Consider the following 14,071-nt stretch of genomic DNA (forward strand, 5'->3'; position numbering starts at 1 on the left):
TGTCTATTCTATAAAATGCTCAAACCCGTAGATGAGGCCGGTGTAGCCCATCACCTTCTGGATGCCCAGCTTGACTCCCGGCATATAACCGGCACGCTCATAGGAGTCATGGCGGATCTTCAGCGACTGTCCGAAGCCGCCGAATACCACTTCCTCCTGGGCGAAAACTCCCGGAAGACGTACGCTGTGAATGCGGAAGCCGTTATAATACCCTCCGCGTGAGCCTTCAATAAGCTCTTCCTCCTTGGGATGTCCCTGGCGAAGCTCCTGCCGCGCCTCAGAGATCATCTCTGCCGTCTTGATCGCCGTACCTGAAGGAGCATCCAGCTTCTGGTCTCCGTGATATTCGATAATCTCGAGATGAGGGAAATACTTGGCGGCCTGTGCAGCAAATTTCATCAGCAGAATCGCACCGATCGAGAAGTTCGGCGCAATCAGCCCGCCGATTCCCCGCTCCTGGCATTGCTTGTCCAGCCCGGTGATCTGCTCGGGCGTGAATCCGGTAGTTCCGATCACCGGACGAACGCCGTATTTGATAGCCAGTGCAGTATTGCTGTAAGCGGACTGCGGAATAGTGAAGTCCACCATTACATCCGCAGCCGTATCCGCAAGCGCGGCTTCCAGATTCGAAGTCACGCGCACCCCGCAATCCTCAAGGCCAACCAGACGGGCGGCATCTCTGTCTTGTGCAGATCGGTCAACCGCCGCTGCCAGTTCCAATTCATCATCCTGCAATACCAGCTTCACAACCTCTTTGCCCATTCTGCCTCCTGCTCCGGAAACAATAACTCTGATCTTGTCACTCAAATGAATTCTCCCCGCTTTCCCTGTCTCATCTATTATTGGATATATTTTTGCAGTGACTTCTGCAGATCCTTCATCAGCAGACGCAGTCCGCTGTCATCCGGGTGCAGCGACATCACTTCCTTTAATACAGCAATCGCCTGCAGATGTTCATTCATCCGGCTGTGCGCAATCGCCAGCCATACATAAGCATCCCCATATAAAGGGTCAAGCGATACAGCTTCCTTCAGCAGCGTAATCGGATGGTATGGATTCACCGCTTCCGCGACTTCATCCTCCAGCAGCCGCTTCGCTTCCTGCACGAGCTGCAGCGCCTGCAGATGCTGCAGATGGAGCTGGTACTCCGGTTTGGAACCATCCAGTCTACGTGCGGCTACAGCATGTTCAAGCGCTCTGTCCAGCATACCGCTGCGGGCATAAGTAATAGAGCAGCGGTATCTTACTTCCGCATCATCCGGACTTGCTGCGATGGCCGCCTCGAACAGAGTGATCGCCTCCGCGAAGTCACTGCGCAGAATCGAGCGGTATGCCGCTTTTACATAATCATTATGATCCATATTCTCACCATCCTCACGGCTAAATCCCGTTAGTTTGGTACAGCATATGTAGCATAGGCCTAATCGGTGTTTTTGGGTGTCCAGCGTCCCGCATCCCGGGTATTGAATTTGTGCATCACCTTATCATGGGCTTCGGTTAAGTCTATACCGAGTGAATTGGCGAAACAAACGGTAATGAAGAGAATGTCACCCAGCTCAAGCTCAATTGAATTGTCGGCTTCATCCGCTTTTTTCGGCTTCTCGCCAAATTGATGGTTCACTTCGCGGGCCAGCTCACCGACTTCCTCGGACATCCGGGCCAGCATGGAGAGCGGACTGAAATAGCCTTCTTTAAATTGTGAGATATAAGCATCTACCTCACGCTGAATGTCAGCAAGACTTTTTTCCATAAATTGTTGTTTCACCCCCGTATGTTCTTGCCTTCTGTTTGCCCCTATGTTATCGTAAAGACGTTTTGAAGACAAATCTTTTTTGATCATTACATATTAAATTGCCCAATTAGAGGCATAGGCGAGGGATTATATGAGTTCATCCATTAAATTAGGCACCATCAGCAAAGCAGTGGCCCCCATCATGCTGGGCGCTGCCATTTACGCATTCGGACTACTGTATTTTATAGTTCCCAACCAGCTGATGGAGGGCGGAGTCACCGGGATTACCATCCTGCTCAATTACGCCTTTAACATACCCATCTTTTTGACGACACTGCTGCTCAATCTTCCGCTCTTCCTGGTCGGCTGGAAGGTGCTCGGGGGGAATCAGATCATCTATACCGGAGTGGGTATCGGCTCGCTGTCCTTATTCCTCTGGCTGTTTGAAAGAATGATCAAAGCGGGCTGGATTGTAACGTTCAGTACAGAGCATGATTTCATTCTTGCTTCATTATATGCAGGGGTCACACTGGGCCTGGGGCTGGGGATTGTCTTCCGCTTCGGGGGCACTACCGGGGGTGTAGATATTGTAGCGCGGATTCTTGGACGCAAGTTCGGCTGGAGTATGGGGCAGATCATTCTGGCGGTTGATGTGATCATCATCGGGGTATCCCTGCTCTACATCCCACGCGAAAAAATATTATACACCCTCGTGGCCGTCTTCATCGCATCACGCGTAATTGATTTCATTCAGGAAGGGGCCTACGCCGCCAAAGCCTTCACCATCATCAGTGATGAGGCTCCGCAGATTGCCGAGCTGATCACTGCAGAGCTGGAACGCGGCGTAACCTTGATCCCGGCGATTGGAGCCTATTCCAAGCAGGCCAAGCATATGGTGTATTGCGTGGTCTCAAGACAAGAGATCCGCCGTCTCAGCCTGCTGGTCAAGTCCATTGACCCTAAGGCCTTCGTCATTATCAGCGACGTTCATGATGTTCACGGTGAAGGCTTCCGGGAGACCTGAACCGCGTATCTTCCCGAAATCGCATTCTCAGATGCCCTTACATCCAAAAAGCTCCCTTCATCCGCCTTGCGGGAAGGGAGCTTTTAGCTTTTCGTTACACAGTCTTCATATCCCGTTTCTGGCCGCGGTACTTGCGGTACGCCGCATAGACCAGTACGGTAAGAATGAACGCTCCTGCCAGGAGCCCCCAGCCGCCGTATTGCTGCGGAGCAAGCGGCAGCGACAGAGCCGGCTCATTACGTTCTTTGCCGAACATCACCCGGGCAGCATCCTGTCCGTAGGATACGATCTCCAGCAGGCGGGTCCGCTCCACCGGCTGCTCTGAGCTTGCTGCCCCTCCGGCATAGGATATCCAGGAATCAAATTCCTTCACCGTCTCAGCAGGGCGGGAGATGATCACTGCTGGCCGGATATTCGCATACCTGCTCTGCAGTCTTGCCAGTGCCGCTGTCCAGCTCTTCAGATCACTTGCTGTGGCACTTTGCTCCATATCATTCAGGTCCTCACGGACCAGCTTATAATACTGCAGCCACATCGGCTGCCGCGGATGATTCAGACTGTTGGCGGCAAGCCGCAGCTTGGCTGCAGCGGCTTCCCATCTCTGCGGGGCAGGCTGAGCCGCAGCCAGCTCTGACTTCATATCCAGGATCACGGACGAGAGGGCGTTGACTCCCTCCACGGAGGTTAATCCTTCAAATGACGAAGCAATAAAGATCTGTGAGATCTCCTCTGCTTCCTTCCGGGCCTTAAGCACATCGCCTTCAAGCACATAACCATATAAGGCTTCCGCCGCCGCCTCCAGCCGCTGTGCTCCGCTTCTGGCCGTGAGTGCAGCGGGATCACTGGGGGCACCGGCTGCTTCTATGTATACTTTGCTTACGGAACCCGAATCGGCAGCAGCCGCTTCAGCCTGAAGGCTCCACCCGCCAATGCCGGCCAGCAGCCAGCACAGCATCATTCCTGAGCATATGAATATTCTTCTGCGCGGCATGAGACATCCCTCCCACCTTAATCTATGGCGGAGGGACAAGAGTTAGAACTGAGGATCAGCGCTTCAAGGCAGCTTTGCCCGGAAGCGCCGGACGCCTTGTCCTGCCGCAGAACAGCCAGGCAGCGGCTGTACTGAACAGCGTAAGCCCCATGGTGAAATACTGCACGGCCACCACATCATCCTCAAGCACCGAAGGCAGCCACGGGTATACGCCTGCCGAATAATCCACCATATCATTAGCGAACGTCCATAACAGCGCAACAGGAAGCATTCTCCGGAAGGAGAAGAACCGGGCATAGATCAGTGCTTCTACAGCCATCCCCGTATGCGAGATCATCAGCATCCAATCCTTCCAGGTGATGGAGTCGCCCTGATAACCGCCTGCCACAATCATGCTGACTGCCCAGATCCCATATTTCACAGAGGTCACTACAGCCAGCGCTTCGATTAACTGACGGACCAGCGTTCCTGTAAGCCCCTTCGGCGGATAGAGCAGCAGCAGCAATGCAGCCGTGAAGAACAGGCTCGCGGTAGGACTGTCGGGAACAAACGGCAGCAGCCAGAGCGGTTCAGTCTCCGCTGTGAACGCAAGCTGATTGCCATACCACATGTATCCATACACCGTCCCCAGCAGATTCACTATCAGCAGCAGCCATATGATTCTTCTGTCCCTAAATAATCTCTCTAACCAATGACCCGGCATCTCAACAACTTCCTCCCGACTATGCAGCTTCATTTCACAACCACTTCTTCACACACAAAAACCTGACCGCATTGTACGATCAGGTTTGCGTTAATTTTATTTTACTGTTCGCTTTTTTGTTTGGCAAGCCAGTCGGCCAGCCCGTCAATATCCTGGTCGGTCAATCCTGCTCCTATGGCCGTATCATACATTGGAGGCATTTGCCCTTTGCCTTCTTTGATAATAGCAAGGATCGCCGCCTTGTCATGTTTATCCCCTACACCACGAAGGGAGGGCCCGCTTGCACCCTTCAAGTCCGTTGCATGGCAGGATATGCAAGTCGCCTGCTTGAAGGTAGCCATCGCCGGATCATCCTTGTCCACAATGGCAATGGCCTTTGGCTGAACGGCACTGGTGGTCGGCAAACCTGCAGCCTTGTTCTCGGCAGCTTTCTCCTCACGCAGGATATCCTCAGGGATCATGTTCGATTCAGCCATCTCATGTTTGTACTCTGTCCAGGCCGTATTGGTCAAGTAGATGATGGCCGCCAGGGACACGAACATCAGCGAGGAAGCAATCGGTCTGCGGTAGAACCGGCGCTCCCGGCCTGTATCGAGGAACGGAGCCAACAGCAGCGCCCCGAAGGCTACGCCTGTTACACCCAGCGTTCCAAGCACGATATAATCACCGGATGCGTACGGGAGCTTCAAATATTGATAGAGAAAGAGAAAATACCAGTCCGGGATAGGAATTACCGTCGCTGCCGGATTGGCGGGGAATCCGAGCGGTGCCGGCTCCGAGATCGTCAGAACCAGAATTCCCACCAGCACCACTACGCCAACCATCCATTCCTTGAGCAAAAAGTTAGGGATAAAAGCCTCCGATTTGCCCGGATAAGCCGTGTAATCCGGCGGGGTAATGAACCCGTTCCCTCTGCGGACCCGGGAATCCCCGACGAATACCACCTTCTCTTTGGAGTCGTCTCCGTGTGCCATGACAGTGCCTCCTATACGTTTTTTTACAAAGGACCGGATATGCCTTGTCTGCGGATCATGATGAAATGTCCGACTAGCAGAATAAGCAGCACCGCCGGGAGGAAGAATACATGCAAGGCAAAAAAGCGGGTCAGCGTTTCGGCGCCGGCAATTGTACCGCCCTGCATCAGCTCCTTCAGTACAGGTCCCATGAACGGAACCGAATTGGCAATCTCCAGCGTAACCTTGGTAGCGAAGTAGGCCTTATTGTCCCACGGAAGCAGGTAACCAGTAAGTCCCAGTCCCAGCATGACGAAAAAGATCAGCATGCCCACCACCCAGTTCATTTCACGCGGGGCCTTATAAGAACCGGTGAAGAACACACGCATGGTATGAAGGAACATCATAACAATAACCAGGCTCGCCCCCCAGTGGTGCATGCCGCGGACGATTTTGCCGAAGGCGACCTTCGTCTGCAGATATTCCACACTGGCATAGGCATTAATAATATCGGGTACATAATACATGGTCAGAAACATGCCGGACAGAATCTGAATTACGGTGATGAAAAAAGTAAGTCCGCCGAAGCAGTACACAAAGGCTGAGAAGTGGTGTGCCGGATTGACATGCTCAGGCACTTCGTGGTCGGCAACATCTCTCCAGATCGGTGTAATATCCAGACGTTCGTCAATCCAGTTATATACGTTTTTGAACACGCCGTTCACGCCTCCTTCTTGGCTTCCGTATTAGGAACGATTTCACCGAGATAGACCCAGCCCCCGTCAATCTTGGTGGTGTACTGGTCCAGCGGCTTCGCAGCCACCGCCAAATGCTGGCCCTGCTTCGTATAACGGGCGCCATGGCAAGGGCAATGATATTCATCAGGGTACGCCTTGTCATTGTTCCAGCCCACCGTGCAGCCAAGATGCTTGCAGATGGGTGAAAGCGCATAAATTTCTCCGCTCTCGTCTTTGCGGATCCATGCCGTCAGCATCGCTGTACTGGCATACCAGCCGTCCTGCTGTGGAAGCTCGAAGGTGAACTCCTGGGGTACGTCGGTAATTTTGGCCGCTTCCGCTACCTTGATGAAGTCTCCTTCGCCTTTTTTATGTAAGATCGGGTCCACGGCAAATCGAATCATCGGCAGGATAACTCCGGCTCCCATAAAAGCAGTCGCGCCGCCTAACGTATAGGTCAAAAACTGTCTGCGCGACATCTCATTTCGGCGAGGCGGTTCTGCTTCTTGCGGAAGTGACTCTTGCTCTTCATTAAGGCTGCTCATACTGTGTGTAACCCCCTTTTCAAAATGTGAGAAGGCTTCTGCAGAGTTATTACATAGACATCTAAGGTAAAAAATCCGTTTTCAATGAAAAATATCACATAACATATAAGTTCATCCTAATCATAGCTTAGGGTCTAAAACCCGTCAAGAATATTGTCTAAATTGTGACAGGCGTTTGAGGCTGTTTTTTAACAAATTGTTGATTTTCCGTCACATTTACTTCATTTCCCCTTCTGCCATAAGCCCTGAATTTCACCCCGCACATGCGTGCTGACCGCTGTCCGGGAATCCGCCGCTATCTCAGGCAGGCTAAGCAGTAAATCGCTTTCATAGATCTCCTCCCCGGACAGCCGCTCATTGGCAGACAACACAACGGCGTACTGGAAGCCACTGGATTTGACTTTTCGGCAAAGCTCATTAATCAGAGCCGCACTGCCGGGTCCCGCATACTGTACCGCCGGGTATGTAACTACCCGCCCCTGAAACGGCTGTTCGATCAGCTCCAGGAAATCCCGCTGGCGCTCTAGCAGCGATACGGTCTCAGGAGGAGTCTCGGTACCCTGAAGTCCGCTAAAAGGAATTACACAAGTATCATAGAAGTGCCCATCTGTCTCCCAGCTTTTAGTATCAAAATCACTGAATTTCATAGACTTGCCTCCTCATGCCGAATCCGGCAACGATAATCATCACGCTAAAAGCATCATAATCAAGTAGAATCGACTTGGCAATCTTTAATATCGAGTGCAACATTAATTCAAAAAAAGAAATGCGCCAGGCGCATTTCCCTATGCCAAACTTTTCAGTTCTTCAGTCAGGTTCCGGAAAGCCGCCTCATCTCCGGCAGCCAGCGCCGTGTCGATCTTCCGGTACAAGATGTCGGTACGACGCTTTCTTAACGCTTCATCCCAAACCATTTCTGCAGCAAGCCCCAGCATCACTTCATAAGTAGCCTTCATTTTGTCCATTCGATACACCTCCGCTGTTTAAGAAATTCCGTATTCCAATGCCTTTTTCACGTAGCTTTCACTTGTGCGTGCCATTCGCAGCAGATCCTGCTGCGTCAATTCGCGGACCACTTTGGCCGGTGTGCCCAAGGAGAGCGTGTACGGAGGAATGATTTTGTTCTCGGTTACAACGGAGCCGGCTCCTATTAAAGCATATTCACCAATCTCTGCTCCGTTCAATACAATTGCACCCATTCCGATTAATGTGCCCTTGCCTATCCGGCAGCCGTGAATGATTGCTGAATGGCCCACCGAGATATCATCCGCAAGCACCAGCGGCAATCCCTCCGCTACATGGCCGACAACACCGTCCTGAATATTGCAGCGCTCCCCGACGATCACCGGAGCCAGGTCCCCCCGCAGAACGGCATTGAACCAGACACTGGATTGTTTGCTTATCCTTACATCGCCAACGAGCTTAGCGCCTTCCGCCACATATACTGATTCATCAAGCTGCGGTATGTAACTCCCATATGCAATCCGCATCTCTCTCCCCCTTACCTGAGCAGATGCTTCGGCACTGCCGCCTCACATCCCCAGGGCGTCATCATGACCACTGATCCTCCGGCATCCTCACCCAGCCTAAGCATACCCAGATGAAGCATCATCCGCAGAACACGCTGTTCCAGAATCGAAACGGCGTCATCGTAATAAAACGGTTTGATCAGCCAGCCGATCCCCTCAGCGAGCGAGGCTGTGGTCACCCATTTGTCTGCACTAAGACTGATCCAGTAGACCAGCGAGGGTAAATTTGGAATCGCCCCTTTATACAGTCTTAACCAAAAGGAGAATAACTGCATCAGCTTTTCCAATTTCCCCTCCTCCAGAAAATGACTGCCTGCGGCTGTAAGCTGCAGCCTGTAACCCTCCTCGGAGATCCAGCGGCGGTGGCGGGCATAATCATACAGCAGGGCAAATCTCGGCGGATAATGCTCACATGCTCTGCCGTAGCCGAATCTCCAGCCGCCTTTGCCGAGCAGAGGTTCCGCAATCTGCAGCGCATTCATCACACCCTGCTGATTACGTTTGTAGAGCGCGCCTTCCTGGTTCAGCTCAGGCTCATTCTCCTTCACATACCGCAGGAACAGCAGCAGATCCCCCGACAGCAAATCCCCCTCGCCCCGGTACATCGCCGGTTCCGGACTTTGAACAATGCGTTCCTTCAAATGCTCCCCCATCCGTTCACGGAAGCGGTTCTTCAAATCCAGCGGAACCTGGAACAGATACCTGTTCTGCTGGGAAGCGCCATTAAAGAGCCATCCCCCGTTCTTGAACCGGCTGACCAGTTCACGGTAGTCCCCGCTCTTGCCGGGCGCAGTATCGAAGGACGCCTGCCGGGCTGCGGCAAGCAGGTCTTCCAGGCTGAATTGGCTGCGTTCATCGAAGAGCAGCGTATTCAGAAAACGCAACTCTCCCGGGGAACTCCCCTTGATGTGGGACTCCATGAACTCCCGGCTGCCCAGGGTGATTAATATACTCTGAATCAAATCATGTTTGGAATTCCGTTTGCACTCACACTGGTAGCGTCCCGCAATGGCGGTAAGCTGACCAATGTCTGCGTAAGTGAGCATATCCGCCAGATTCATCTCTCATCGCCTCACCGTTTTACTACCATTATGGGAAATACAGCCCTTTTTATTCCTTTTGCCGCAAAAAAAATAACCCGAAGGGTCGGGTTAATGCTGTTGTTGTAAAACATGACGGGTACAATTGTACAGTAACGGATTCCATTCCTGCTCGTTTTTCTCCAGAATCGTCAGCGAGAGATTGCCGAGCCGTTCCGAGTATTTGTCTTTGTAGAGTGCCGTGTACAGCTGTGCAAGAAACCCTCCATGGGAGATGACAAGTACATTCTTGTCCGGGAACCGGGCCGTGACATCCTCCAGGAACGCAAGCCCCCGGATCTGAAGCGCCTGATCGCTCTCCTGTCCCAGAGACAGCTCTTTCCAATCCTTGCCCCACTTGGCTTCGCGGGCGGCAGCCGTCATGCCCTCTACCTGGCCATAGGCGCGTTCGCGGATGCGTTCATCGGGGTCCAGCAGAGGAATGCCCAGCTTAGCGGCAACAATCTTGCCGGTTTCTGCTGCACGGGAAAGACTGCTGGTTATACAGTAGTCCCAGTGGTAGGGCTCCTGCAGAAGCCGGTCACCCAGCATCTCAGCCTGCCTGCGGCCTTCATCATTAAGCGGGATATCGCTTTGTCCCTGAATTTTGCCTTCCGCATTCCAATCTGTCAGCCCATGGCGTATTAAGCCGATCAGCATCGCCTATCACCGTTCCCTTCCATTTATGTTTGCTTAATAATGTAACACGAATGCAAACAAATGTCACACAAAAGCCCTCTTCACTATGATTAGGGAAGGGGGCTTTCATTGTCTGCGGTACCGGTTCAGGCGTACCAGCAGGAATATAGACAATCCGACACCCAGCGTCGACAATACCATCCAGTATTGCGGGTGGGTAGGACCCATATTGGCCACCAGCGGTTCAATAATGCCGCCTTCAGCTTCCACCGGATAAGAAGAGGACCAATCCAGGGTTAGACCTGCTACACCTGTCTCGACGATCCCGCTCTGAGCCGCAGTGGTATTCGCAGGGGTCTGAAACACCGTAAAATATAAAAAGCTGGAGATAAACACGGCCAGAAAACAGGCAATCCAGAGGGTTAAGCGGTGGCGGAAAACCGTTGAACTCCCCGCAGACTTACCATCGCCGGGCATAAGCCACGGACTCTCCAGGTAGATCCGCTCCATAACCTTAAGGTTAATGACTTCTGCCCGCTCATCACTGACATCAAATCTTGTATCCTGCATAAGCTCGCTGGTCTCCTGCCACAGCGCCCATTCGGCACTGCAGTAAGAACAGCCGGCAATATGTCTCTCCAATCGAATCCGCCTGGGATCTGTGGGGGGAGCGTCCCACAAATGTGGAATGGAATCCTGCGCTTCCCTGCAATTCATAGGCCTTACACCCTCTCAGCCTGCTCTTCAGCTTCAGGCTCATAGAAATAGGATTCAAGCTGCAGCTTCACACTGCTCCTCGCCCGGAACAACAGTGATTTCACCGAGCTGACACTTTGATCCAGAATCACTGCAATTTCCTGATAATCCATCTGATCATATTCACGCAGAATAAGCGCAGAGCGCTGCTTCTCCGGGAGATTGTTTATCGCTTCCCGTACGAGTTGCATCCGTTCCTTACGCAGTGCTGCCTGTTCCGGGGCAACCTCCAGCGGTGCCACAGGAGTATATCCGCTCTCTTCAAGCGATACATTCCCGGCACGGTTCTTGCGCAGCTCGCTAAGTACGGTATTGCGGGCAATGGTATACAGCCATGTAGAGAAAGAAGCATCTACTTCACGGAAGGAATGAAGACTCCGGAAGGCTTTGTAGAAGGTCTCTGAACAGAGGTCTTCGGCAATCAGCTCCATATGGGAGTTCTTCAGCATGTGATACACAAACGCCAGTATTTTGCGTTGATAACGGCGCATCAATTCCGAGTATAATTCTGTATCTCCTTGCTTGATTAGCTGGATCAACTGGGAATCCGTCATGGTGAGTCGGCCCTCCTCGCCCTTGCACGTGTAATCCCGTCCGGTCCGTATCTACTTATACCGGGCAGGTAAGAAAAAGTTGCGGCATTGCTTCAAATTTGCATGACTACATCCAATACTTCCTATGTATATTCAACTCACCGTTATTTAAGGCTTGGTGTATGTAAATACAGAAAAAAAACGCAGACTTACAAAACTCAGATTCCTTTTCAAAAACTAAAAATGTTCCTATACCTGGAAAGAATCTATAAACATACTTAACCCAGTATAGCATAGTTACTAACAGGATTGCATTACTAGACTCCTAGACTAGAAAAAGACCGGAGGATGAAAGCGGTGTTATTTAGTTTGAATAAAGTGTTGACAAAATGTAAACGGATACATATAATAAAAGTACAGTATGGTTTCTCTCCACTCCTATCCAAACACTGCACGGTTCCAATTAATTGTGAACTGTAACCGCTTATTATGTAAGCGGTCTTTTTTTTGCCCATTTTTGCGAACAATTGGGGGAATGCCCCCCACAGCATAAGTAAAGCCGGGGCATCCGCCCCGGCTCCACGTTACATATATACGGTGTAATCATTCTCCTGCAGCAGAACTTTGGCCCGCTCCATATCATTCTCCTGACGGAAGGAGAGGCGCATGATGCCGGGAACATCCTCCCGGCTCTCAATAATCTGCACGTTGCTAAGGTTAATCCCCTGATCGCCCAGCTCCGTAGCAATACGTCCGATGATGCCCGGATGATCGGGAACATCAATATGCAGATCGAAGAGCGGAGCTATCATTCCTTTGCGCCGCTCAGGGAGCTGGCTGCGGAAATGATTCGCCTCATGGAAGGCCGACTCAATCCCCTCCCCATCCCCGCTCTCCAGCAGATGAATAAATGAAGCTACCTCATCGTTCCAGTCCTTAAGCAGACGCAGCATCACTGAGCGGTTATTCAGCAGAATATCACGCCAGATGATCGGATCGCTTGAGGCAATCCGCGTAATATCGCGGAACCCCCCCGCAGCCAGTGTGCTGTACAAGGAGTCCGAATTATCATAGGCCTGAATCTGATTCACCAGCGCTACGGCAATGATATGCGGCAGATGGCTGATCGCTCCAACAATCTCATCGTGGCGCTCCGGTTCAAGCCGGACAATCTGCGCTCTCGTATGTAGAAGCAAAGACTCCAGCGCCTGGTATGCAGCTTCCGGCACACCCGGCGGAGGCGTAAGCACATAGTACGCGTTCTCGAACAGTAAGGAGGAGGCCGCTTCTACGCCCGAGCGCTCCGATCCGGCCATAGGATGACCGCCGATGAAATGTACTCCGGGCAGATCCAGCGTAAGGGCACAAGCGGCAATACTGGCCTTCGTGCTGCCGACATCTGTAATAATGCAGCCGGGCTTCAGCGGCAGCTTGCTTAACTGCTGGAGATAGTCCTCAAGCCTGCCTACAGGCACACACAGAAAGATATAATCCGCGTCCAGCGCAGCTTCCTCAAGCGACAGTGTAGCCTGATCGACTACACCTCTGTTAAGATATTTGGTTGCAGATTCAGGGCGGTGGGCATGGCCTACAACGGTCAGGCCCTCCTTGCCTTTGAAGCAAAGGGACAGTGAGCCGCCGATCAGGCCGACACCGAAAATTGCTATTTTTGTCGTCATGTTCTTAGAACTACCTGCCTTCTGTGGTATCGTCTGTTCAGCTTCTGCGTGCAGTTATGCACGAATTTCCTGTTCCTGAAGCGCCAGCTCCAGAGCGTTAATGAAGGCTGTGTTCTGCTCGGCGGAGCCCACGGTAACCCGAAGGTAGGTCGGATAGCAGTGAAAGCCCGTTCTCACGATTAGACCCTGCCGCAGCAGGGCATCGAAGACTTCCGAGGCCGGCTTACGCACATCCACCATAATGAAATTACCGTGAGCCGGGAAGGATTCAAGCCCCATACGCTTGAATTCGGCTTGAAGCTGCACAATTCCCGCACTGTTCAGTGCGCGGCACTGCTGCACGTACTCCTGATCGGAGAGTGCCGCGACAGCCGCGACCTGGGCCAAACGGGTAGTATTGAACGGCTCACGCACCTGGTTAATCAAAGAGATGATCTGCGGGCTGGCTACGCCATAACCGATGCGGAGTGCAGCGAGACCGTAAATTTTGGAGAAGGTACGGAGTACTACAAGGTTAGGATAAGTATCAATCAGCTTAATCCCGTCAGCGTAACTCAGATCCGTCACATATTCAAAATAGGCCTCGTCCAGTACAACCATCACTCCGGCAGGCACCGCATCCAGGAACGAAATTAGAGCCTCCTCAGGCACAATGGTTCCGGTTGGATTGTTCGGATTGCAGATCCAGACGATCTTGGTCCGCTCTGTAATCTTAGCCAGCATTCCATCCAGATCATGCGTTCCGTTCTTCAGAGGGACTTCAATGGATACCGCCCCTTCTATATCTGCATTGCTCTTATATACAGAGAAGGTCTGATCGGCCATAATCGTCTCATCACCAGGCAGGAAAAAGGCCCGGGCAATCAGGGCAATAATCTCGTCCGATCCGCATCCGAAAATAATCCGCTCATCCGTAACACCCAGATGCTTAGCAAGCGTTGCCGTCAGCTCGGCGGCAGAGCCGTCCGGATATAAATACAGGTTATCCAGCTCAGCTATAATAGCAGCCTTTGCACTTGGCGCAGCCCCGTAAGGGTTCTCGTTGGATGCCAGCTTAATCACTTCGCTTAAGCCCAGTTCCTTCTTGACTTCTTCAATCGGTTTCCCCGGCTTATAGACAGGAAGGTCAACGATATTCGGTTTTGGATTCATGGGTGATCCTCGCTCTCCA

Annotated in this window: 18 protein-coding genes; 1 reads left to right on the forward strand and 17 read right to left on the reverse strand. The window is 52.1% G+C overall.

Annotation, left to right across the window (positions count from 1 at the left end):
* Positions 1–3: 3 nt before the first annotated feature.
* The 3 genes from dapB to KDC22_RS20765 are packed head-to-tail and all read right to left on the reverse strand — an operon-like array spanning position 4 to position 1,750.
* On the reverse strand, positions 4–807 hold the full coding sequence (gene dapB, locus KDC22_RS20755; protein WP_173129022.1) for a 4-hydroxy-tetrahydrodipicolinate reductase: 804 nt from the start codon (positions 805–807) through the stop codon (positions 4–6).
* A gap of 32 nt (positions 808–839) precedes the next feature.
* Positions 840–1,361, reverse strand: coding sequence for a tetratricopeptide repeat protein (locus KDC22_RS20760; protein ID WP_211720203.1), 522 nt, complete (start codon positions 1,359–1,361; stop codon positions 840–842).
* A gap of 59 nt (positions 1,362–1,420) precedes the next feature.
* Positions 1,421–1,750 (reverse strand): nucleotide pyrophosphohydrolase, encoded by a 330-nt coding sequence (locus KDC22_RS20765; RefSeq protein WP_211720204.1) that lies wholly within the window; start codon positions 1,748–1,750, stop codon positions 1,421–1,423.
* Between the two features lie 133 nt (positions 1,751–1,883).
* On the opposite strand from KDC22_RS20765, the gene KDC22_RS20770 reads away from it, so the two are divergent.
* Entirely contained in the window at positions 1,884–2,756 is an 873-nt protein-coding gene (locus KDC22_RS20770) for a YitT family protein (RefSeq protein ID WP_173129031.1), read from the forward strand.
* 94 nt (positions 2,757–2,850) lie between these two features.
* Here the strand turns inward: KDC22_RS20770 and KDC22_RS20775 are convergent, their stop codons facing one another.
* The 14 genes from KDC22_RS20775 to hisC form a co-directional block, all read right to left on the reverse strand.
* Positions 2,851–3,714: a sporulation protein YpjB gene (locus tag KDC22_RS20775; RefSeq protein WP_211720205.1), complete on the reverse strand. Its 864-nt coding sequence runs from the start codon at positions 3,712–3,714 to the stop codon at positions 2,851–2,853.
* A gap of 88 nt (positions 3,715–3,802) precedes the next feature.
* A complete protein-coding gene (locus KDC22_RS20780; RefSeq protein WP_425516956.1) occupies positions 3,803–4,483 on the reverse strand; it encodes a DUF1405 domain-containing protein in 681 nt (226 codons plus the stop codon).
* Between the two features lie 68 nt (positions 4,484–4,551).
* The gene (locus tag KDC22_RS20785) at positions 4,552–5,424 is read right to left on the reverse strand and encodes a menaquinol-cytochrome c reductase cytochrome b/c subunit (RefSeq protein ID WP_173129037.1); all 873 of its coding nucleotides are present in this window, start codon (positions 5,422–5,424) and stop codon (positions 4,552–4,554) included.
* A gap of 23 nt (positions 5,425–5,447) precedes the next feature.
* Positions 5,448–6,119 carry a menaquinol-cytochrome c reductase cytochrome b subunit gene (qcrB, locus tag KDC22_RS20790; protein WP_173129040.1) on the reverse strand — a complete coding sequence of 224 codons (672 nt, stop codon included), beginning with the start codon at positions 6,117–6,119 and terminating at the stop codon, positions 5,448–5,450.
* A 5-nt stretch (positions 6,120–6,124) separates the two neighbouring features.
* The gene (locus KDC22_RS20795) at positions 6,125–6,685 is read right to left on the reverse strand and encodes a Rieske (2Fe-2S) protein (RefSeq protein WP_173129043.1); all 561 of its coding nucleotides are present in this window, start codon (positions 6,683–6,685) and stop codon (positions 6,125–6,127) included.
* A 221-nt stretch (positions 6,686–6,906) separates the two neighbouring features.
* Positions 6,907–7,332 carry a DUF2487 family protein gene (locus KDC22_RS20800; RefSeq protein WP_173129047.1) on the reverse strand — a complete coding sequence of 142 codons (426 nt, stop codon included), beginning with the start codon at positions 7,330–7,332 and terminating at the stop codon, positions 6,907–6,909.
* A 138-nt stretch (positions 7,333–7,470) separates the two neighbouring features.
* On the reverse strand, positions 7,471–7,650 hold the full coding sequence (locus tag KDC22_RS20805; protein WP_039309877.1) for an IDEAL domain-containing protein: 180 nt from the start codon (positions 7,648–7,650) through the stop codon (positions 7,471–7,473).
* A gap of 18 nt (positions 7,651–7,668) precedes the next feature.
* Positions 7,669–8,175: a gamma carbonic anhydrase family protein gene (locus tag KDC22_RS20810; RefSeq protein ID WP_173129050.1), complete on the reverse strand. Its 507-nt coding sequence runs from the start codon at positions 8,173–8,175 to the stop codon at positions 7,669–7,671.
* Positions 8,176–8,186: 11 nt separating this feature from the next.
* Complete coding sequence (locus KDC22_RS20815; RefSeq protein ID WP_173129053.1) at positions 8,187–9,275, reverse strand: hypothetical protein; 1,089 nt, start codon at positions 9,273–9,275, stop codon at positions 8,187–8,189.
* A 90-nt stretch (positions 9,276–9,365) separates the two neighbouring features.
* Complete coding sequence (locus KDC22_RS20820; protein ID WP_211720206.1) at positions 9,366–9,953, reverse strand: histidine phosphatase family protein; 588 nt, start codon at positions 9,951–9,953, stop codon at positions 9,366–9,368.
* 105 nt (positions 9,954–10,058) lie between these two features.
* A complete protein-coding gene (locus tag KDC22_RS20825) occupies positions 10,059–10,649 on the reverse strand; it encodes a zf-HC2 domain-containing protein (protein ID WP_173129059.1) in 591 nt (196 codons plus the stop codon).
* Between the two features lie 5 nt (positions 10,650–10,654).
* Positions 10,655–11,242 carry an RNA polymerase sigma factor gene (locus KDC22_RS20830; RefSeq protein WP_211720207.1) on the reverse strand — a complete coding sequence of 196 codons (588 nt, stop codon included), beginning with the start codon at positions 11,240–11,242 and terminating at the stop codon, positions 10,655–10,657.
* Positions 11,243–11,805: 563 nt separating this feature from the next.
* Positions 11,806–12,900 carry a prephenate dehydrogenase gene (locus tag KDC22_RS20835; protein ID WP_211720208.1) on the reverse strand — a complete coding sequence of 365 codons (1,095 nt, stop codon included), beginning with the start codon at positions 12,898–12,900 and terminating at the stop codon, positions 11,806–11,808.
* A 54-nt stretch (positions 12,901–12,954) separates the two neighbouring features.
* The gene (gene hisC, locus KDC22_RS20840) at positions 12,955–14,052 is read right to left on the reverse strand and encodes a histidinol-phosphate transaminase (RefSeq protein ID WP_173129068.1); all 1,098 of its coding nucleotides are present in this window, start codon (positions 14,050–14,052) and stop codon (positions 12,955–12,957) included.
* Between the last annotated feature and the right edge of the window lie 19 nt (positions 14,053–14,071).

Origin of the sequence: Paenibacillus tritici, assembly GCF_018207515.1 — a bacterium.
Classification (GTDB): Bacteria; Bacillota; Bacilli; order Paenibacillales; family Paenibacillaceae; genus Paenibacillus_AQ; species Paenibacillus_AQ tritici.

Excerpts from the sequence above, each read along its gene's own strand:
- hisC (WP_173129068.1), bottom strand. The coding sequence starts at position 14,052 with ATGAATCCAAAACCGAATATCGTTGACCTTCCTGTCTATAAGCCGGGG.
- KDC22_RS20830 (WP_211720207.1), bottom strand. The coding sequence starts at position 11,242 with ATGACGGATTCCCAGTTGATCCAGCTAATCAAGCAAGGAGATACAGAA.
- KDC22_RS20810 (WP_173129050.1), bottom strand. The coding sequence starts at position 8,175 with ATGCGGATTGCATATGGGAGTTACATACCGCAGCTTGATGAATCAGTA.
- KDC22_RS20825 (WP_173129059.1), bottom strand. The coding sequence starts at position 10,649 with ATGAATTGCAGGGAAGCGCAGGATTCCATTCCACATTTGTGGGACGCT.
- KDC22_RS20765 (WP_211720204.1), bottom strand. The coding sequence starts at position 1,750 with ATGGAAAAAAGTCTTGCTGACATTCAGCGTGAGGTAGATGCTTATATC.
- KDC22_RS20795 (WP_173129043.1), bottom strand. The coding sequence starts at position 6,685 with ATGAGCAGCCTTAATGAAGAGCAAGAGTCACTTCCGCAAGAAGCAGAA.
- KDC22_RS20760 (WP_211720203.1), bottom strand. The coding sequence starts at position 1,361 with ATGGATCATAATGATTATGTAAAAGCGGCATACCGCTCGATTCTGCGC.
- KDC22_RS20805 (WP_039309877.1), bottom strand. The coding sequence starts at position 7,650 with ATGGACAAAATGAAGGCTACTTATGAAGTGATGCTGGGGCTTGCTGCA.
- KDC22_RS20775 (WP_211720205.1), bottom strand. The coding sequence starts at position 3,714 with ATGATGCTGTGCTGGCTGCTGGCCGGCATTGGCGGGTGGAGCCTTCAG.
- KDC22_RS20820 (WP_211720206.1), bottom strand. The coding sequence starts at position 9,953 with ATGCTGATCGGCTTAATACGCCATGGGCTGACAGATTGGAATGCGGAA.
- KDC22_RS20815 (WP_173129053.1), bottom strand. The coding sequence starts at position 9,275 with ATGAATCTGGCGGATATGCTCACTTACGCAGACATTGGTCAGCTTACC.
- KDC22_RS20800 (WP_173129047.1), bottom strand. The coding sequence starts at position 7,332 with ATGAAATTCAGTGATTTTGATACTAAAAGCTGGGAGACAGATGGGCAC.
- KDC22_RS20780 (WP_425516956.1), bottom strand. The coding sequence starts at position 4,483 with ATGAAGCTGCATAGTCGGGAGGAAGTTGTTGAGATGCCGGGTCATTGG.
- KDC22_RS20770 (WP_173129031.1), top strand. The coding sequence starts at position 1,884 with ATGAGTTCATCCATTAAATTAGGCACCATCAGCAAAGCAGTGGCCCCC.
- KDC22_RS20785 (WP_173129037.1), bottom strand. The coding sequence starts at position 5,424 with ATGGCACACGGAGACGACTCCAAAGAGAAGGTGGTATTCGTCGGGGAT.
- KDC22_RS20835 (WP_211720208.1), bottom strand. The coding sequence starts at position 12,900 with ATGACGACAAAAATAGCAATTTTCGGTGTCGGCCTGATCGGCGGCTCA.